Annotated in this window: 11 protein-coding genes and 1 pseudogene; 10 read left to right on the top strand and 2 right to left on the bottom strand. The window is 63.5% G+C overall.

The genetic code is table 11. The features are described 5' to 3' along the window. Positions 1-70 precede the first annotated feature (70 nt). Positions 71-925 (bottom strand): annotated as a pseudogene (locus ACE3QW_RS22475) (MBL fold metallo-hydrolase); the annotation flags it as partial. 597 nt (positions 926-1,522) lie between these two features. Between ACE3QW_RS22475 and ACE3QW_RS22480 the strand changes: the two are divergent. The 6 genes from ACE3QW_RS22480 (at position 1,523) to ACE3QW_RS22505 (ending at position 6,999) form a co-directional block, all read left to right on the top strand. Continuing rightward, positions 1,523-2,827 carry a tyrosine-type recombinase/integrase gene (locus tag ACE3QW_RS22480; RefSeq protein ID WP_374254121.1) on the top strand — a complete coding sequence of 435 codons (1,305 nt, stop codon included), beginning with the start codon at positions 1,523-1,525 and terminating at the stop codon, positions 2,825-2,827. After that, the gene (locus tag ACE3QW_RS22485) at positions 2,824-3,354 is read left to right on the top strand and encodes a hypothetical protein (RefSeq protein WP_374254123.1); all 531 of its coding nucleotides are present in this window, start codon (positions 2,824-2,826) and stop codon (positions 3,352-3,354) included. The genes ACE3QW_RS22480 and ACE3QW_RS22485 overlap by 4 nt, the downstream gene beginning before the upstream one ends. A 65-nt stretch (positions 3,355-3,419) precedes the next feature. Beyond that, the gene (locus ACE3QW_RS22490; protein ID WP_374254176.1) at positions 3,420-3,638 is read left to right on the top strand and encodes a helix-turn-helix transcriptional regulator; all 219 of its coding nucleotides are present in this window, start codon (positions 3,420-3,422) and stop codon (positions 3,636-3,638) included. Further along, positions 3,628-4,029 (top strand): hypothetical protein, encoded by a 402-nt coding sequence (locus tag ACE3QW_RS22495; RefSeq protein ID WP_374254125.1) that lies wholly within the window; start codon positions 3,628-3,630, stop codon positions 4,027-4,029. The genes ACE3QW_RS22490 and ACE3QW_RS22495 overlap by 11 nt, the downstream gene beginning before the upstream one ends. 2 nt (positions 4,030-4,031) lie before the next feature. Continuing rightward, a complete protein-coding gene (locus ACE3QW_RS22500; protein ID WP_374254126.1) occupies positions 4,032-5,837 on the top strand; it encodes a hypothetical protein in 1,806 nt (601 codons plus the stop codon). 19 nt (positions 5,838-5,856) lie between these two features. After that, a complete protein-coding gene (locus tag ACE3QW_RS22505) occupies positions 5,857-6,999 on the top strand; it encodes a tail fiber domain-containing protein (RefSeq protein WP_374254128.1) in 1,143 nt (380 codons plus the stop codon). Positions 7,000-7,636: 637 nt separating this feature from the next. On the opposite strand, the gene ACE3QW_RS22510 is transcribed toward ACE3QW_RS22505, so the two are convergent. Next, complete coding sequence (locus ACE3QW_RS22510; RefSeq protein WP_374254129.1) at positions 7,637-12,943, bottom strand: hypothetical protein; 5,307 nt, start codon at positions 12,941-12,943, stop codon at positions 7,637-7,639. A gap of 142 nt (positions 12,944-13,085) precedes the next feature. Here ACE3QW_RS22510 and ACE3QW_RS22515 point away from each other — a divergent pair, with 142 nt between their 5' ends. The 4 genes from ACE3QW_RS22515 (at position 13,086) to ACE3QW_RS22530 (ending at position 19,333) form a co-directional block, all read left to right on the top strand. Further along, positions 13,086-13,259, top strand: a complete 174-nt coding sequence (locus ACE3QW_RS22515) for a hypothetical protein (protein WP_374254131.1) — start codon at positions 13,086-13,088, stop codon at positions 13,257-13,259. A gap of 67 nt (positions 13,260-13,326) precedes the next feature. Next, on the top strand, positions 13,327-13,569 hold the full coding sequence (locus tag ACE3QW_RS22520) for a hypothetical protein (protein ID WP_374254133.1): 243 nt from the start codon (positions 13,327-13,329) through the stop codon (positions 13,567-13,569). 191 nt (positions 13,570-13,760) lie between these two features. Next, on the top strand, positions 13,761-14,483 hold the full coding sequence (locus ACE3QW_RS22525) for a hypothetical protein (protein ID WP_374254134.1): 723 nt from the start codon (positions 13,761-13,763) through the stop codon (positions 14,481-14,483). A gap of 314 nt (positions 14,484-14,797) precedes the next feature. Next, on the top strand, positions 14,798-19,333 hold the full coding sequence (locus ACE3QW_RS22530; RefSeq protein WP_374254136.1) for a hypothetical protein: 4,536 nt from the start codon (positions 14,798-14,800) through the stop codon (positions 19,331-19,333). Positions 19,334-19,335 lie beyond the last annotated feature (2 nt).

The following is a 19,335-nucleotide window of genomic DNA, read 5'->3' on the forward strand; positions in this document are numbered from 1 at the left end:
GGTCGGAGACGGGATCGGAAGCGTAGGAGCCGATATGGGGTGAGATGCGCCCCAGGATCTGGTCTGCCGAGATCAGCATGGAGCGCCCGGCGCTGTAGAGGCAGATCATTTCGGGCGCGTGGCCCTCTCCGATCATGACGCGCCATGTAGTGCCGTAGAGGGTGAAGGCGTCGCCCTCCTCAACGCGAAGGTAGTGATGCGGGAGCGGGCCGACCCACTTGGGATAGATGGTGCCGCGGACCGGCAGGAAATCCAGGAATTCTTGCGGCGCACCGCACCGCCGGACGTGGGCGAGCAGGTGCGCCATCTCTGCGGCGGGGTCCTCGAGCAGGAGGAGGCGCGCCTGCATGAACTCGAGGCGGGTCATGTGGAGATCGAGCCCCGTCTTCTCGTGAAGCCATCCCGCGAGCCCGATATGGTCGGGATGGAAATGGGTCACGAGGAGCCGCGCGATGGGCCGGCCTTCGAGGAGCGGGCTGGCCAGGACGTGCTCGAACAGTGCGCGCGTCGCAGGATCGTCGATGCCGGAATCGATCAGCGTCCAACCGTTGCCATCGCGGAGCAACCAGGCGTTGACCTCGCCAGGAGGAAAGGGAAGGGGGATCTGGATCCGCAGAACATCCGGAGAGACTAGGCTGAGGTGGCTTGAAACTTGGTCAACCCCGTTCATCATCACTGTCCCGCCTGCACATTGTAGGATCGCTTGGCCTCTCGCTCCGTCGGGCGCTGGGGGTGCCACAGATCCTGAACGAGCATTGCAGGCAAAGTAGCCGCCCTCTCCGGCCGCCAGCAATCCTACCTCTGCGCCTTCTACAGGCATTCGGCCAAAGCCGCCGATTGTTCGGAGCCCGTCTATCAATACGAGATCTGCTCGTGGGTTGGACGAGGAGCCGTACGAGTTCGAGGGCTGCGCTGCCGTCGGCATGCAATCCCACCAGCTCACCGGTGGGCAGCCCCATGTCGCCGGAGTTTATAGACAGCTAACTCAGAGCGGGTGGAGCTCCCTAAGGACATGAGGTCTGGAAGCCGTGCCGTCCAGCGCTCCGGGCTTGAAAAGCCATGATGCGGCAGCGGGAGTGCAAAAGTCCGCGGTGAGGAGAGGTGGAGTTTGAGAAGCATAGCCTGGCTTGGGGAAGGCGTTACCCCGCAGCCTGCTCCAGGATTTCCGGGAGGAGCCGATTCTGCGATTCATCTTGGAGACAATATGGAGACAAGAGCCGCCAACCCGGCCGCTGTCTCCATCAAAAATGACACGCCTTCTAAGGCATGTCATTGATTTTTCTTGAGAGAAACTGGAGCGGGCGAAGGGATTCGAACCCTCGACCCCAACCTTGGCAAGGTTGGTATCAACCGAGCGCCGGCTTTCCTTGCGTTGTACGGTGATGCAAAAGGCTTTTGATTACAACGAAAAATCACGTATGGAGTTTCCTGCGGTTGCCTTGATTTGCCCTTCGCGTGCCTAATGGGTGCCTAACGGTTCCCTTCGGTGCCTCACGATCGGCGGGCCGACACAGGGAATGACATGCCAACGGTCAAACTTACCAAGCGAGGGGTGGACGCCATAAAGCCGGTGGATCGCCCCACCTATTTCTACGATCAGGATTTGCCCGGCTTTTTCCTTCGGGTTCAGCCCACCGGTACGCGGGTTTGGGGTGTCGAATATCGCGCTGGAACCGGTCGGGCGGCGCCCACCCGGCGCGTCAGCATCGCTCCCTTCGCCACGCTGACGCCAGACGAGGCTCGCGCCGCCGCCCGAAAGCTTCTTGCCAGTGTTGCGCACGGCGATGACCCTGCAACACAGAAGGCTGCCAAGGGCAGGGAGATAACGGTAGCAGGCCTGATCGACCTCTATGCCGATGAAGGATGCTTCGTCCAGCGCGGCATCCGCCAGGGTGAACCTATGAAGGCCCGCACGAAGGAATACACGTTGGCTCGCCTCCGCCACCACGTGGTTCCGCTGCTGGGTAAAAAGCGTGTCTCAGAGGTCGGTGCTGGCGATATCGAGCGGTTCGTGCGCGACGTAGGTGGCGGCAAGACCGCCAAGGACGAGAAGGCAGGTCCCCGTATTCGCATCATAGTGCGCGGCGGGGATGGGGCCGCGCGCAAGGTGGTTCGCGATCTTTCGGCCGTGTTCTCCTTTGCGGTGCGCAGGGGGATCGTACCGGCCAACCCCTGCGACGCCGCCGCCGTGCGAAAGACTGACAATCGGCGTGAGCGGTATCTGACCCTCGACGAGGTGGCGCGGCTGGGCAAGGCCTTCGACGATTTGGAGGGCGAGGGGGTCAATCCAAAGGCGCTCGCCATCGCCCGGCTGTGGGCTCTGACAGGCTGTCGTCGCGATGAGATCGCTGCGCTCAAGTGGTCCGAGGTCGACCTAGATCGGGGCTTGCTCGTTCTGGAAGACAGCAAGACGGGCAAGAGCGTGAGGCCTCTCGGCGTATCCGCGCGAGTGCTTCTAGAAGCTCTGCCGCGCGATCCGGATTCACCTTTCGTGTTTCCTGCCGAGCATGGCGATGGTCACTACCAGGGCACAAAGCGGGTTTGGCCCAAGGTGGTGGAGAAGGCCAAGCTGCCGGATGTGACCCCACACACGCTGCGCCACACCATGGGCAGCACCGCCGTCTCTTCGGGTGAGGCCTTAATGCTGACGGGCGCGATCCTTGGGCATGCCAATGCACGGTCCACGTCGCTCTACGCTCACGTGCAGAACGATCCGTCAAAGCAAGCTGCGGACCGCGTGTCTGGCATGATAGCGGATGCTCTTGGCGGAAAATCAAAATCGAAGGCCGAACCAAGTTCGGACGGGTCGGGGGAGAATGCGGCGTGAGCGACGAAAATGGCATGCCTTGGGAGGCAGAGGTTCTCGATGCTGGTCCAGTCGAAATTGAAAATGATACTAAGGTAATTGATATAGTCGGACCTCTAATGGAGAAGCTAGAGGCTGTGATGTCCGCCTATGACTGCGAGCCGACGCCAGATGGATGGAGGAAGCTGGCACTCCACCTTGTTCTCGATATGCAGAAGGGGCGCCGGATGGTGGCGAAGACCGCCTATTCTCGTCGCGAGCCAGGGCAGCCAGGGCGACCTCCAGCTGATCCTTCTTGGGTGTGGCTGATAGAGGGAGAAATTACTAAGGCTCAGCGCCGTGGAAATCCTATAACTGCAAAGCAGGCGGCCCAAGAGGTGATTAGGTCTCGTAAAGATGCGCCTTCATTGCGGCGTCTGCTTAATATGCACGCCGAGCGTAACGATATTAAATATACATTCCCCAGCCCCGATCCCTTCCTCATGCTCCGAGCTGAAGAAGCGATTGAGCTTGCAGCCGCTCACCTCGAATCCCAATCCCGCAAATGAGGCCGCTTTTCACGTGATCGATTAGGCTGTTTCCTCCGTGCATAAGGAATAGCGCGGAGGTGGATATGCTTTCCCCCGGTAAGACCCGTCTCGATACGGATGCGGCCGCAGCCTATGCGGGTGTGTCTAAGTCGAGTATGAATAAATGGCGTGTAACGGGCGGTGGCCCGAAGTACATCAAGCTCGGGCGGCGCGTTGTTTACGACGTGATCGATTTGGACGAGTGGCTCGGTGCTCATCGCCGTCGCTCTACCAGCGATATGAGTGGCGCTCATGTCGCGTGACCCCGCCTCTCCCGTCGCTTCCTTCGAACATGCCTCCCGCCCTGCCGCCATTGATTGGTTGACCTTCGCCCGCAGCGCTCGCGCGTTTGAGCACTTCGCGGACCCTGCCGGCGCGGCCATCCTCCTCGTTCATGCTCCCGGTCCGGTTCAGCAGCGAAAGGCGTCCGCATCGGACGTTGACGCCATTGCGCACCTCTTTGGCGTTCCGCCTGCCGTTCTCATGGCGGTTGCGGACGTCGAGCAGGACCGCCGCCTTTGCCGGATAGAAGCCAATGCGGGCCGGCTTCGAAGGGCGCTCGATGCCGGCGCTGACCTCTCCGACATTTTCTACCCGGCCGTCATGGCCCGCATCTCTCAAATCGAAGCCGCACTCGGCGGAATAGGAGCCTGACAATGGCAAGCCTCGGCATTGGTTCGTTCATGCGCGGCCTTCAGGGCGGCATGGAATTTCGGGCTGGCGTCGAAGAGCGCGATCGCCGGCACGCCCTTGAAGACGAGGACCGTTCCCTCGCTAAGGAAGACCGAGCGCGACGCATCCAGCTTCAGGATGAGGATCGCTCCTTCGTCCGAGAGGATCGCGCTCTCGCCAAGGAGGATCGACAGCGGCGCATCGCGGCCGAGGGTCAGAACCAGGCGTTCACCAACGAGCAGCGCGACCGTCAGCGGCAGGACTGGCAGCGGGACGATGCCGTCAAGGGCGCCTACTCGCAGGCGGCGGATCAGGCGAACGCCGCACGCAACGCGGACGCGGAAGCTGCGATCCAGCCGATCGAGGCGCAGGGGCCGACGCCGGACGGCAAGGGCCTGCCCGCATTCAAGGTCGGCGACGCCACCTTTACGGATAAGGGGCAGGCCCGCGCGGCTGCGGAGAAGGACGTGAAGCCCTTCATGGACTATTACACGGCCAAGAGCGCCCCGCTCGTAACCGAAGCCTACATGCGCGCCGGGCAGCCCGAGAAGGCCCAAGCCTACAACAACTGGCTGAAGACCGAGGGCGTGCAGAAAGGCATGGAGAGCTGGGCGAAGGCGCTTCAGGCTGCCTCCCGCGACGATCCTGACGGTTTCGCAAAGCACATCACCGCCGCCTACAATCAGCAGGGCTATTTCGAGGACGGGCGCACCACGACCGCGAAGCTCCGCAAGGACAAGGACGGGAACACGGTGGGCATGGACCTCGAATTCGAGGACAAGGCCACGGGGAAGAAGTGGACCCGCTCAATCGACGGCCGCGAGGACATCTACCGGATGGGCATCGAGCTGATGGCGCCGGAGCAGGTGTTCAAGTTCGGGATGCAGCAGGTGGAGGCGGCCGACAAGGCGCGCGGCGAGATCGCGAAGGACAAGCGCACCGAGGCGCGCGAGACCGGCAAGATGATGCTGGAAGCTGCCCTGAAGCAGGCCGCCCTGGAGGGGCCGCAGGGCATGGTCGAGTTTCGCAAGCGGCTGGACAGCACCATGAAGTCGCTTTTGGCTAACGACTTCACCTATGCCCGGCTCACGGACGACGAGAAGGTCGCGAAGGCGGTTGAGGTGCTGCGGGCGCAGGATCGTGGGGTCGCGGCTGCAGGGTATGGTGGCGGTGGTGGCAGCAGTCCCGTTCCGCCGACGGTGGGAAGCGCAGCACGCAACATCCCGATCTGGCGGCCGACCCCTGAAGATCAGGCCGCCCCATCGGGGTCCCAGCCCAAGGAACAACCTGCTTCATCCACCTCGGTGCCGAAGCCGCCGCCCGCATCGGCCGATGATGAAGCGAGGCTTCCGGTTGGGGCAAGACCAGCGAGTGCTCCTCCCGCGCGGGAGCCGGCCGTCAGCCTCGGCAACATGTACATCGGCTATGGCCGCAGGGCGCTTGGCAGCGTCGCCCAGGCCGGTGCCCGCGGTATCCGCGCCGTGGAGGATCTCCGGGGGCGGGACCTGCCGGCTGACGAGGCCATGGAGCGCTTTGCTGATGAAGCCATCCGCTCCGGCAATGAGATGCTGGAGCAGGAACGCAGGAACGCGGAGGAGGTGCGCAAGGCCAACAGCGCCCGCATCAAGCTGCACACCGACATGATGGAGCGCCGCGATCGCCTCAGGCGGGAAGCTCAGGAGAGAAAGAACCGCGAGCGCGATGAGGCCATCCGTGGCGTTCGCGAGAAGCAGCAGGAGGCCGAACGCCGCTACCGCGAAAGCCGTGGCCTCCCGGCTTACTCCAACTGACGCTGAAGGGAGAGACACCATGGATGATGGTGGAGACATGCCGCTCCCCAGCCCGAAGATCGGGCAGGCGGCGAACAAGATCGCTTCCCTCGGTTCGAGCTACCTCGACTTCGCGAAGCAGTTCTATGCGGATGCCAAGGATCGGCAGGCGAGCCTCGATAGTGTGACGGGGAAGGTCGTCGGTTCCCAGCTCGGAGCGCAGGACACGCTGAACGGATGGGCGGCAGCCGATCGCGATCGGCTGGAGAAGGTCTTCCAGCCGCTTCAGGACCAGTACATCGCAGACGCGCAGGCGTGGGATAGCCCGGAGCGGCAGGCCGCCGCCGCCGCTGAAGCGCGGGGCGATGTCGTCAAGGCTGCGTCGAGCCAGGACGCTGCACGCCAGCGCCAGCAGGCGTCGATGGGCGTCAACCCGAACTCGGGCCGATGGGCAGGCGCCGATCGGGCGGCCGACAATGCGACGGCACTTGGTGCTGCGGGCGCGGAGAACAAGGCCCGCAGCGATCTTCGTCTTCAGGGCATGGGACTCCGGGCGAGCGCCATCGGCATGGGGAATGGGCTGGCCAGTCAGGCGACCGGCGCGCTCGCCACAGGCGCTCAGATCGGCAATTCGGCCACCGGAAACGTCGCGGCGGCCAATACCGCCAACATCAACACGGCCGGTATCATGCAGTCCGGTACCCAGACGGCCATCGATGGCTACAGCAAGCAGGCCGGGGTGCTGACGAACCTGTACAATGGCCAGCTCTCCGCCTGGAACGCCCAGAACAATGCCGCGTCGCAGTCCAACAGCGATCTGATGGGCGCGATCGGCACGGGCGCCGGCCTTATCTTCTCCGACGAGGACGCCAAGGAGAATAAAGAGCCCGCGACTGGTTCGCTCAAGGCGGTGCGCTCGATGCCTGTGCAGGAGTGGGACTACAAGCCCGGCATGGGCGATGGCGGGCGCCACATTGGCACCTATGCCCAGGACTTCAAGGCTGCCACCGGCAAGGGCGATGGGCATTCCATCCCGGTGATCGACGCAATCGGCGTGACCATGGGGGCGGTCAAGGAACTGGATGCCAAGGTGGAGAAGCTGGCCAAGGTCATGCCGGCGTATGACCGCAAGGGCGGGGCCGTGGGGCGCGGTGGTCGAGGTATCCGTCAGGGTGCGTCATAGGCCGCGATGCCGGACCTCCCTGGTCCACGGGCGATGACCGCAAGCCGATTGAAGATCAGCACGGGCGCTCACTCCCCCTTGATAGCGGAGGTCCGACGAGTCCTTTATCGGCGAGCAGATGGTTGGCGCAACGTTCTCGTCGTAATCACTGTCTCACCGAGCCTGTCTGACGGCCGAGGAGCGCCTTGCTCCAATCTCGGCTAGGCTTTATCGTTTCTCCAGCCCTTCCGTAGGCTGGATCGATGCGTCGGCACTCGATGTCGGTGTAGTCCCCAGGTATCCCGGAGGGGTTTGGCGCCGGCCTTGGCCCGTAACGTGGTGTGACCGGTTCAGCTCGTCCGAACCCTCCCCAAGTGACCAGCCAGGGTCGGCGCCTTTAAAACTCTGTAGAAATATCTGGATCGAGGCTGTTTAGCCTTCTCGCCGATAGCCATCGGCCGGCATGCTCCAGGAGGAGAAGTTCGCAGCGGTTATCACGAATGGCTTGTATGGGCCGTAGGCAGACAGGCTATGCACGCGAGACGCGCGCTGCGCCTCGCCGGAGCGGGTAAGGAATGAGCCAAGCGCTGTAGATCAATGAGACCCGACGCAGCCGGGGCGGACGTCTGGATCCCGTTACGGGACCGTCCTAGTCGGATTAGGTGACCATCGATCCGCGTCGCCTCGATGTCTGCCGATACCCACGTTCGGTCCTTCGCGGCAGCCGTGGTCGCCGTGGCGCCTGCGTGGACGAGCGAAACCGACTGTCGATCTCGTCCAGCATCTGCCGCGCCTGAAACGCGTTCATCGTGATCAGCTGCTCGACCAGCGTTGTGCCGATCTCACGGGTGTCAGGCCCCAACCGATGAAGTGTGATGGCCAAGTCGAGGAGTTCCGACGTCGCCAACGCTGTAGCCGTCCGGACATCGGCCAGCTCGGCTCGCCATTTGTCGGCTAAGCGCTGAGCCAGCGTTCCAACTAGCACGGCGTGATGCGGAAGCAAGCTCGAGAGTCGTTCGACAACAAAGGTCGCGTCAAGCTGCGGCGCCTGCTCTAGCCGATCGGCCACCGCCTGAAGAAGCGTGATGGTACCTTGGTCCGGCATGAGTTCGTCGACGATCCGGAAAATGTCGAAGGTCGCACGCCAGACTCGATCCTCGCCAGCATCAAGCAGCCGAACGAGTAACGCGGAGGCCGCGGCGCGTCGCTCGCCAGAGGCAAATAGCTGCGCCGCCGAAAGCGCAGCGCCGACACGTGCGTCCACAGCACCAGCGTCGTCGAGGATCGTATCAAGCCGGGGGGGGGCCCAGCTGACTTCGGGGTTGAGGAGCGCGGCGAGCGCGACTATTTCGCCATAGGCTTGCCGGGCCTGTCGGGAGCGTGCTTCACGCCAGTCGGCGATATGGCGCTCGACCAAGTCTGGATGCTGCGCCTGAACATGCGCGAGAAACTGCGCCATAGACCTGCTGCCGATAAGGCCCGGCACCTTCGCAACCAGCGCTTCGAGAAAGGCTTCAAAGCGGCCCCCGTCGGCACGATGCAGATAGGGTAGGAATCGGGCGAGCCAACTCCATTCCTTCAGGCTTTGGTTGCGCTCGAGATAATCGACAAGCACTGCCAGCGCCGCATCGGGCCCGTCTCGGCGCAGACGCATCTGCACCAAGGCCTCCACAACCGGATAATTGCCGCCCGGCACGATGTCGAAACCGCCATATCCCCACAGCAGGCTTTCCCCATCGTCGGGCTCGGATCCTACGCTACTGGCACCCGCGTTGCTCGGTGCGATCTCGTCGGTGCCGAACACTTTCGCCTCGGTTCCGTCATCGGCATCGCTGCTGTCCGCCTCCGCGTTGGGCGAGCTCGACGCCAGCCAGGATTCAAGCAGCGCGAAAAGCGTATCGTCGATCGCCGCGCCGCGCCGGTCGAGAAGTTCGAGCGCCCGCGCTGCGGAATGGCGGAATTCGGAGCTGTCGAAACCGCGATCGACGACATCGCGCAGGATGTCGATCACCAGCCCCGGTTTGGCGTCCTCCGAAAGCGAGTCGAGCGCATAGGCAGCGGCGCGCGTGCCATTATCCTTGTCCAGCGCGGCGAGGATGCGGACGCTTCGGTCGGGATTGGCTTTGGCGAAGGTAGAGAAGGACCGCGCGAGCTGGATGTTGCCGCCGGCCATCCATCTGCGAGGATGATCCCAGCCACTCGCGTCGGGCAGTTCTTCGAAGGCGTGGATGATATTGGCATCGCTCGCCTTCGCCATCGCGTCGGCGTCCATGACCGAGTCGATCCATTGCGGTTCGGTGAAGGTCACACCCGAACGGCGGCTGCCGTAGCGCCGCTCGTCCTCTGCGACCTGCCGCCGCGCCATCGCCGACAGGCGGTGGGACGGAAGCGCGCGAAGAAGGTCGAGCTGAGTGCGCCTGATCGAATGGCGCCACGACATTCGGCTCTTGGGATTGTCCATCTCGGGTGGCGGGGGCGGGAAATAGGAGCGCACCGCCGTTTCGAACCGAGCGGTCTGCGCCTCACTCCAGTGCGCGGAAGCGGCGGTGATCAGCGCCTTGGTGGTGCTGTGGAGATCGCGGATCGAGCCGAGATAGTAGCGGCGCTCGTCACCGAGAATGAACTCCAGCCCGAGGCCGGCGAACTGCTCGGGCTGATGCGCGATCCCGTGCGCAATGAGTCGCTGCACCGGCGCAAGCGGCACCGCTTCATTGTCCGCCTTCCATTTCATGAAGACATTTGGATCGCTTTCGGCAAGCTGCTCGACGGCGATCCCAAGCGCCCCGAGCAAGGCGTGCTCGGGAAGGTCGATATGGATTTCATCATCGAAGCGAAAATCTGCGTCGTAGGGCAGCGCGTAACCAACGCGCATATCGTGTGGCTCGGCAAACCGCGCCAGCGCGTCGAACACATCGCGATACCACGGCCAGAGAACGTCGAGAAACATCTCAGGCGCCTGATCGGCGAGCGCGGCCAGACTGTCCCATTCTTCGCGACGCTCGATCAATTGCTTGACCGGTTCTCGTGGATCCTCGCGCATCCGCCAGGCCAGCTCCTCATCGAGACTGGCGAAGGCGGGGCGTGGCTTCGCAGCGCGGGCGGCGGCGATCACCACTGCGCCTGCGAGTTCGCGGCGCAGCCGTGCGAGCACGATCTTGAGCGCGACGTCCGGCTGCGCGACACCTACCGTGGCGGCGAGATTGTTAATCATAATCGGCGCGATGTCCGCACGGCCAATCACCTTGGTAGCGACGGCGAGCATGTCATCGGTCCAGTGCGTGACCGCCTGGAAGAGCCACCACAGTCGGGTGTCGTGACGCGGGTCGGGCAACCAGCGCTCTCGGGCGAGCGCGAGCACACCGTCGGGATCGAACGCCATCGCCCGCGACAAGATGTCGATCTGGTAATTGGCGGCCTCGTCGGACCCAACCATCGCTTCGGCTATGTAGCTCTTCTTGAAGCGCTCGAACCAGCCGAGGCTGCCGCTGAGCGCGTGAAAGCCGCGCAAACTAAGTTCCTCGTCGTTGAGGATGCTGGCCATCAATATGGCTTCGCGATCGGTCGGCTGTTGCTGAGCACCGAGGAAATCGACTAGCAGGACGCGAAGGTGCGGCCGAAGGTTGGCGGTGCGCCAGATCGTCTGGATTTCGTCGTGATACACGCTGATATCGACGGCCCGAAGGTAGTTAAGTCCAGCCCAAAGCTTGGGGCGGATGAATAGCGAGCTTTGCCGGCCCAGCACGAAACTCGACAATCGTCCGGGTTCCCGCGCGAAGCTGCGAGCCAGCGCGAACTCGAACAGGGTCTGGTGCGAGAAACCCACCGAGCCATCGACAACCGCGAGCACGCCGGCGCCTTCGAGCGCGCGCAACTGCGGTAGGCGATCGGCAAAGCGGGCGGTGGGCAGCCACAGGCTTTCGCGATCTGCCATTTGGTCGGCGAGATCCGCGGCGAGTTGCTCCTGAGTTGCGGCAGCCTCGCCGACAAGGACGCGTTCGGACCAGAGCTGTTCGAGCATCGCCTGATAGCTGGTGAACGGCTCCGACTGGAACCGCCCCGAAAGCTGGAGGTAGATGGCGAGCGCCTGCGGGCGGCGCAGCACGTCCTGAGCATCGCTCGGCCAGCCGCCCGCATCGACGCCGTGGGCTTGGAGCAATGCAACGACATTGCTCCAAGCCGGAAGCTGGAGGGTGATGCTCTCGGCGGCGACGGACTTGAGCCGCACATCATGCTGAAACTCGAAGGTCCGCGACGAGAGTATGATATGAATGTTGTCGCGCCCACCGAGCTTGCGGATCAAGTTGAGGAGGATGCTGAGCCGCCCGGTCCGCACGTCGAGATGCTGGGCGAGCGCGTCGAGTTGGTCGACGAGCAGAAGCACCGGACCGTAGGCGGCGAGCCTGACGATTAGCTCGCTCGGCAGGGCGTGGAAGCCGAGCCGAGCCTGCAGGTCGTCCTCATTTGCGATATCAGCGTCGAGAAGATCGGCCTTGATCGCGAGCACCGGCCAGCCACGCTCTGTATAGAGGTTGCCGAGGGTCGCGAGCAATGCCGACTTGCCGGCGCCGGGTTCTCCGAGCAGCGCCGTAGTGGAAGCGTCGGTTTCGTCGATGCGCGCGCACACCTGAGCCATCTCCGGGCGTATGATCGTCTCGCCCCCAGGCAAGGCGGCGGGCCATGACAACAGTTCGGTCGACGCCGTCGCGAAAGCGGACCGGATGTCGGCAAGCTTCTCATAGTCTCCATACGCCAGCATGCCGATGAGGTCGGCACCCTCGCGCTCAGCTAGGCGCTTACGAAGTGTCTCGACACCCATTCGTGCCAGCGCCGCGTCGGGGTCCGCCACGAACATACGGAGCGAACCCGCCTCGGCCCGGACGATTTCGATCCGCTCATTGGCGGCGATCGCGCGCAACGATTCTTGAAGGCGCGCGATGCGCGCGTCGTCTTCGGGGCCGAAATCGACCGCCAGATTGAGGACGATGGAGATGCGGTTCTGCGTGGCTTCGCTGGGAGCGGGCTCGGGCCACGACGGAGGCTCGCGCGCTGGCCCGGCGATCCCAGGCTCCGCGAGCGGGGCAAGTAGCGGATCTGCTACCGGCTTGTCCTCGCGTCGCTCGGGTGCCTGGTAAAGCAGCCCGAAATGACTGAGCATCTCGAACGCGAACGCGGCCGCGTGGCAAGCAGCGATCGGCTGCAGGAGCTTGTCTTTTCCGGCCGATTTCTTCTGGCGCATGTCGGAGACGCCGCGGATCACGATGCTCGGCGTCTGCTCGGCCGACGCCGCGTAGACCGCACCATAGCCTTCCATCTCGACGACGTGCGTGTCGCTATAGGCTTTGGCAAGCAACGCCTCGAGTTCGCTCTTGGGGCTATCCAGCACGGCCTCTATTGATGCGATCGGAGCAACAAGTCCGGTCGGGGGATAGTCGACCGGATATGCATCGAACGAGGGCAGCGAGCCGTTGCGGGGGGGAATGATCCGGCTCGGCCATGCCTCGTCGGAGCGGACCTTGCGGGCTATGCCAACGAGCCGGGCGTCGAGCGGAAACATGTTCGGCCGATAGGTGACGCCGGCAGAAGTGGCCTTACCGCCGTAGGGCCAATAAATCTTGTCCGAAGCGACAACAGTTCCAAGCGGCGCATCCGCTTTTCGAGAGCCGCCGATACCCACCAGGATTTGCAGCTCAAATTTTCCGAACACGACGTGGGCATCGCTGGCAACATCATGTGCGGGGTGCGTACCGGCCCCGGTCTCGGCGACAACGATTAGCCATTCCTGACCACGGTCGCTGAACGAACCGCACTCGTAGATCGTGCCGTGGTTGCCGAGCACCGATCCCATGTCGGTGAGATGCGCGCGCACGGCCTTCATTTCGAGGAGCAGCGCGGTCACGATGAAGGCGCGGCGCATCCCCCGTTTCCGCGCTTCCTCCAGAATGTCGTCCGCAGTGCGATAGTTCATGGCAGCATCGTTCTCCGAATCGGAGCGTGGCCGATCGGTGATTGTTGTGTGCCGGAGGGATAGCACGATCGAGGATCGCTCACAGCAGGGACAAGGGCATTGCGCGGCTGCGCGGGCATGTGGACTAGGAATTCGTGGCCCCGTGGGACTGGCGGAAGGGCGCACGGTGAAGGACCAGCCGTGGACATCGCCCGACGCGCGGCGCTGGAAGCGATGGGCCGGAAACGTGATCCTGGTGCTTTGCGTGGTTGGGGCGTGGATCCTCTATCTGCTCGACCCGATCGTCCGGCTGTGGCGCTGGTGGTTCGGCGTCTGACGTTTAGGCACCGTCGTACGTCGTCTCGGCCGGTGATAGCCTTCGTCACCACCTGTGGGAGGGAATCATGAAGACGCTCGCAATCGCGTTCGCCCTGCTGTCGCTTTCGGCTGCCGCCGCCTCGGCTGACACCTGCGTCGCGAATGCCGACGCGAAGAAGCTCGCCGGCGCCGCCCGCACCAGCTTCCTCACCAAGTGCCAGAAGGACGCGACGGCGGCCTGCAACACCCAGGCGGCCGACAAGAAGCTCCATGGCGCCGCCCAGACCAGCTTCACCAGCAAGTGCGTCAAGGATGCTGTGGGGCAATAGACTTGGAGCCCCAACCTCGCACCGGGGGTGTGGCGCCACAGCCACGCTGCTGCCTCAGGTTGTTAACTTTGCGTTAACTCGTCTCGACAGCCGGCTGCATATCCCTGACGATGCCCCCAAAGGTTGGGGGTGGGAACATCATGCTGAGGCGGGCAATTCGCGTAGGCGCAGCGTCGACGGCTGCGCTTTTCATGGCTGGCTGTGTCACGACCGAAGTGGCCCGGTTCCAGCCGAAGGCCCAACAGGAAGCCATCGTGCGCGATGGGCAGCCGGCCTTGGTGTCCAAGAAGACGAAGACGGTAGCCCTCGTTCGACCGGCTTCCCGCGGCCTCCGGCCAGGGGCCCGGCCCGTCTACGTGGTGGGCGTGTTCAACGCTACCGGCGCAGCGATCACTTTGAGGGCAGAAGACATCACGGTTGAGCAGCTGATCGATGGTCAGCCGGTGAAGCCGCTCAAGGTCTACAGCTACGAAGAGCCGGTGCGCGAGGAGCAGACACGTCAGGTGATAACCGCCGTGCTCGTTGGTGTCGCCGCGGGTGCCAACGCCGCGGCTGCGGCCAACGCCGGCTATTACAACAGCACGTCACGGGTCTACTCGCCCTATGGATCGGCGACGGTCGTGACCTCTGGCTATAGCCCCACGGCGAACGTCATCGCCCAAGCGAATGCCTCCTACCAGAATGCCCAGATGATCAATTCTGCGGTGGAGCGCGGACAACAGAACATGGCCGCTCTGGAGCGGGATGTGATCAAGGACAACACGATGATGCCCGGCGAGTGGTACGGCGGGCAGGTGGTTTTCGACCCGCCGCAGACGTCGACGGGAGATCAGAAGGCCTATCGGATCACGATCAATGTGGGTGGCGAGCGTCATGAGGTCGACGTGGCGCAAGAGGCGCCGACCCGCGCCTGACGGCCGTTTGCCCGCATCTCCATCCCGCGAGGCCGCGCCGGCGCAGTCCGCCAGCGCCACCGGGTTAGGGCGCGGCTGAAATGGGGCGCCAGCGCCAGAAGCGGCCCTTGCCAAGAGCGGGTATGAACGTCCTGAATGGAGCCGAATGAGGACTGGCAGCTTCGGGAGTAATACTAGCGAAAAGCAGTCAAGCTGACGGATCCAATCTACGCCCTACCTGTCAGCGATCGACCAGCGACCGCTAGTAACTACATTTATGACCTCATCTCGTGCTGCTATGAAGGTCCCCTGCGCAGGCTTGGCGGAGCAAGCTTATGACACAAGCTGGCGGCCCGGCCGCCATCAACGGCTTCCTCTATCAGATCCTCCATCACCTGGGGTGGATCGCGGAAGTTTCGCTGTCCGGCACTCTGGATGGGTCGCTGGTCACAGACGCACGCCTGGTCCTGGAGCCCCGCCAAGGGGGCGACGCACGCGCTGAGGCGGGGGGGGTCTATCTTGTCGAGCAATACAAGACCCGCGAAGACGGAACGTGGTCCGTCACCGACATCGTCTCGGTTCTCGGTGATCTGCGAAAGGCGGTGCCCCACCCGCATCCAGCTTTGGCCCGCTACCGGTTCGTCACCGATGGACGCCCCGGCCGCCTGGAGCCCCTCGACACTTTCCTCGCCGATGTGAAGTCGGCAGCCACACCGGACGATCTGGACCGGATGGAGAAAAGAAAGTTCAGCGCGGAGCTGGTCCTTACGCATGGCGAGTTCTTCGACCACGTCGTGGCGGCCAGCCGCGCGGCCGGCGAGGTTGCGGCGCCCGACGAACGCTTGACGGTCTTTCATCTACTGCGGCAGCTGGAGCTGGGATTTGGCTCGCGCGGCGACGCGCAAGCCGCTGCGGTAGAAAAACTGTTGCGCCGCTATGCACCCAACCTCGGGGACGAGCGTGGCATTCGCGAACGGCTTGTCGGTGTCCTTGTGGAGAAATTGAGCAAAGGTGAAACGCAGCTCGATCAAGAAAAGATCGTCGCCATGTTCTACGAGGTCGGTCTCAATCCCGAGCGGCTGTTTCGTCTTGCGCAACTGGCTGAAACCATGGGCGAGAGGACGCGCCGTCGTCTCGCCCGGGTGGGGTATCGCGCCGGGCGCGACGTGCGAAGCCCGCCGGACTGGCCCGGCAATAAGCCGGTTCTGCTGATCGCGGGCCCAAGCGGCACAGGTAAGACATGGCAGTTGGGCCGGCTTTTGGAGACCTTAGCGCAATCCCGGGAACTCGCCACCCTTGTGCCGTCTGCCAACACGTCAGAAACGGTGCTGCAGGACGCAGCCCGCGATATCTGGCAGACTGGTCTCGGCGAAACGTCCGAGAAGTCTCTCGTCGCCGTCGCGCACTTCCTGCGCGAATTGGTTCTGCACGCGAATGCCCGGCGGATCACCGTCGCCGCGGACGATGTTCAGGACATCGACGTTGCCCGCTCCCTCGTTCGACAGGACTGGACCGAATGGGGCATGCGTCTTGTCATGACCGTGCCGCACGACCTGGCGCGCGCGCTGCAGGCAGCTGACAGCGATCGTATTCACCTGCATCCTGTCGGCAATTTCTCGACCGATGAGCTTGATCGTCTCTTGCGGCAGAATGGCCGGAGCTGGGCGGAACTCCCGCCCGATCTGAAGACGCTCCTGCGCGCTCCGATTCTGGCTGGTCTTTTTCTCGATCTTCCATATGGCTCCGTACAGCGCGCGCCTCGAAGCGAGTACGAGATTTTCGATGCCTTCTGGGCCCGCATTGCCCTGAAGGGACGCCCCGGTGACCAAGGCATTGTACTCGCGCTGGCCGCTTCATATGTGGATGGGCAGCCCTATCCGCTGCCGCGGCAAAGATGGGGCGAGATCGGTCTGACCGACGACATCCGCGCACGGCTGGACGCCGCGGGGTGGCTGCGCGCCACCGAACGAGGGGAGATCGCCTTCGCGCATGACCGCCTGCTGAACTGGGCGGTGGCAAAATTCCTTGTCCTTCAGCATCAGCGCGGCGACCTGAAAGTACAAGGTCTTGGCGATATCCTGGGAAACGACCATGGCGGTGAAGGCCAGGCGGTGTGGCGGCGCCTCGGCTATGTGCCGATGGACGCGGTCTGGCTGCTCGGGGAAGTCGAGCAAAATACCGAACCACTAGGCGCTATTGTCGCCCGGATGGAAGATTGCCGGGAGTTCGGAAGTTACGGTGAGTACCTCTACACGGATCTCCTTCCCACACTGGGGCAGCGGGCAGTGCCGATCCTGCTCGCGCGACTGAACACGGTCATTTCTGGCGGAAACGGTGATTACCGCGTCAGGCTGATTGGTCGGGCCTTTGCCGGTCTCGCGCGGCAGGATCATGTCGAGCTGACGCAGCTTGTCGCTGAATTGCTGCGGTCCACCACTCGGGATCGCCAGAGCGTAGCGATAGCAGTGCTGACGGTCTCCCCCGATGCCGTCTTTCTCGACCGTCTCTGGGAGATCCACCGGGGCCGCGTCGATGCGCTGGAAGACAAGGCGAAGGGCGAGCAGCACGAGGACCACAGGGCGAGCTTCGCCGCCCTGCGCGCGGGGGTAGCCCAGAATCCGCAATGGCTGCGACAGCAAATCCTTTCGGCCGATCCACAGACGGAGCCCGTATCAGAACTCGGGTATTTGCTGAACGGCCTTGAGCACGCTGAAGCGCCGGCCATCTGGAGGGAGACACGCGATGTCCTGATGGCAAAGGTCCCCGCTAGCAAGCCACGCAGCATGCTGTACTGCATGGCCCGTTTTGGCGACCGGGAAAAGATGGAGTTCGTCACGCGGCACCTCTCACAGCCTCAGGATTTTGCCAGCGGCGCTGCGCTCTATGCGCTATCCGTCCTTGATCCGCGTGCTGCGATCGACCGGCTCATGGAGGTCGGTGACGCGGAACGCGACCTCACGCGAAACCAGTGGCTGCCCGGCTTGCTGCGCGCCGAGCCGGAACTGACGCGGCAGAGCATACTCACGCTCGCTGGATCGAAGCCAAAAGGCCGCCTGATTATTGAAACGCTCTTCGACGCGCGGCCGGACGAAATGAATGAGGCGTTGTTACGGTTCGTGCTGCGCGCGCTTGAGCAGGATTTGCGGGAAGGCTTCGATGCGGCCGTCGCGGGAGACCCGATCTGGCTTGATCATCCGCTGCGCTTCCTGGGGAGCATCACGCGGCCGGACCTTCTTGCCATTCTTGAGGCTGAGGCCGGCGGTGAGTTGGAACGGATGATCAGCGCCATCGGCTGCAGTCGGCTGCGGGTAAACAGCAACTTGCGTGATCATGTCCGCGAAGGTGCGCGCCACCTCCTCATCCTGATCGGCGGCGAAGGGATCACGACGCTGCTCAGGCAGGAGCTGGAGTCCGAGCACTACTGGGTGCGTCACGGTGGATTGAACTGGGCCTTCGTGCGCAGGGACGACGGGATCATCGAGCGGTTGGCCGCAATTGCCCGTCGCCCGCTTCCGCGCGACGCCAACGGAAAGCTGGAATCGGAGCCTTATTTCGAATTCAACCAGGCCATGTCCCGACTGGCGGCGCTCGGCGTCGATGCCACCCTGGTCGATATTCTGCTCGAAAGCGGGGTGCCGGAAGTCCCGACTGACCTTGCCAGCATGCGGGCGCATCAAGGCCCAATGCCCAACACGCTCACCGAAAGGGCTGCCGCGACGCTGGCGAATGAGGCGGCAACCGAAATCGAGCTGCGCGTTGCCCTCGCGGTCGCCTGGTTAAGCGGCAATGTCGATCTTGTGCCGAACGTACGGGCAGTGCTGCGGAAGGCGGATTCGGCGAGCAGTGTCGCTGGGTATGCCCGCATCGCGCTCCTCGCACTTGGAGACCGCTCGGAGGAGTTCGCAAGGCTCGTCCTTCAGGTTGCCCGAACAAAGGAAAACGCGCAATGGGGTCTCAATGCACTGTCGAGCCTCGGCGACCGCGGCAGGGACCTGCTTCTGGAATGGCTGCAAAGCCCAGAGGCGGCTTCGCGAGCAGACCACGAGGCCTTGGTAATCCGCGCACTGTACGCACATCCGGCAACGCGGGCGCAGGCTGTGGCGGCTGCTGTAGCATCCTGCCTTCGTGGACATCACTTTGGCGATGCGCCTTATGACATCGCGGCCGAAGCCAGCGATCCCGCGCTGCGGGACCGGATTTTGGACAAGGCGTTTGCGGCCCGCTCATTCGTCGTGACAGAACCGCTGTACGCAATCAAAGGTCTCGCGAAGTTCGACATAGCGCGAGCCGTCGATGCAATCGCGTTGGCTCTTCAATCCCACCCGAAGATCGAGCGTGAGCTGTGCCGGCTGCTCGTTCGTCTCGCGCCGGTCGCGGCGCCTGAAAAGCTGATCAAGGCGGCGGTCCTGATTAAGCGAGGTTCGCTGCGCGGTGCCGTGGGGCGTGCCTTGCGGCGGCTTGATCCCGCGGTCGTTGCGCCGCTGCTCGCCGAGCGCATGAGAGGCACCGTTCTCGAGAGGAAGACAGCCGCCGAGTTGGCCGGCTGGGTGCCAGCCCCTGCTATTGCCGACGCCCTCGCCGGACTCGCTGACCATGACAGCGCGAGCGAGGTCCGGCTTGCGGCGCTGATGGCGCTGGAGTGCCATCGGAAGGAAGCTAGCCTGAGGGCGCTGCTGGATGCGTTCAGAACTGAAGGTTACGAGAAGCGATGGAGCCTGCTCACGGCCATTCTGGAGGGAGCTGATGCGCACTTATTGAAGGACCGCGATGATCCGCTCTGGCTGGGCCACGTTCTGACGGACGAGCTCCCCGCCGCGTTTGAGAAGCACGCCAACGACGTACTGAGGCAAAGAATACAACGCGAGAAATAGGA

The organism is Xanthobacter sp. (assembly GCF_041911315.1).
Taxonomy (GTDB): Bacteria; Pseudomonadota; Alphaproteobacteria; order Rhizobiales; family Xanthobacteraceae; genus Xanthobacter; species Xanthobacter aminoxidans.

What these genes read in the sequence shown, in the direction of transcription:
- ACE3QW_RS22500 (WP_374254126.1), top strand. Translation starts at nt 4,032, where the DNA reads ATGGCAAGCCTCGGCATTGGTTCGTTCATGCGCGGCCTTCAGGGCGGC.
- ACE3QW_RS22480 (WP_374254121.1), top strand. Translation starts at nt 1,523, where the DNA reads ATGCCAACGGTCAAACTTACCAAGCGAGGGGTGGACGCCATAAAGCCG.
- ACE3QW_RS22520 (WP_374254133.1), top strand. Translation starts at nt 13,327, where the DNA reads ATGAAGACGCTCGCAATCGCGTTCGCCCTGCTGTCGCTTTCGGCTGCC.
- ACE3QW_RS22495 (WP_374254125.1), top strand. Translation starts at nt 3,628, where the DNA reads ATGTCGCGTGACCCCGCCTCTCCCGTCGCTTCCTTCGAACATGCCTCC.
- ACE3QW_RS22490 (WP_374254176.1), top strand. Translation starts at nt 3,420, where the DNA reads ATGCTTTCCCCCGGTAAGACCCGTCTCGATACGGATGCGGCCGCAGCC.
- ACE3QW_RS22505 (WP_374254128.1), top strand. Translation starts at nt 5,857, where the DNA reads ATGGATGATGGTGGAGACATGCCGCTCCCCAGCCCGAAGATCGGGCAG.
- ACE3QW_RS22510 (WP_374254129.1), bottom strand. Translation starts at nt 12,943, where the DNA reads ATGAACTATCGCACTGCGGACGACATTCTGGAGGAAGCGCGGAAACGG.
- ACE3QW_RS22530 (WP_374254136.1), top strand. Translation starts at nt 14,798, where the DNA reads ATGACACAAGCTGGCGGCCCGGCCGCCATCAACGGCTTCCTCTATCAG.
- ACE3QW_RS22525 (WP_374254134.1), top strand. Translation starts at nt 13,761, where the DNA reads ATGGCTGGCTGTGTCACGACCGAAGTGGCCCGGTTCCAGCCGAAGGCC.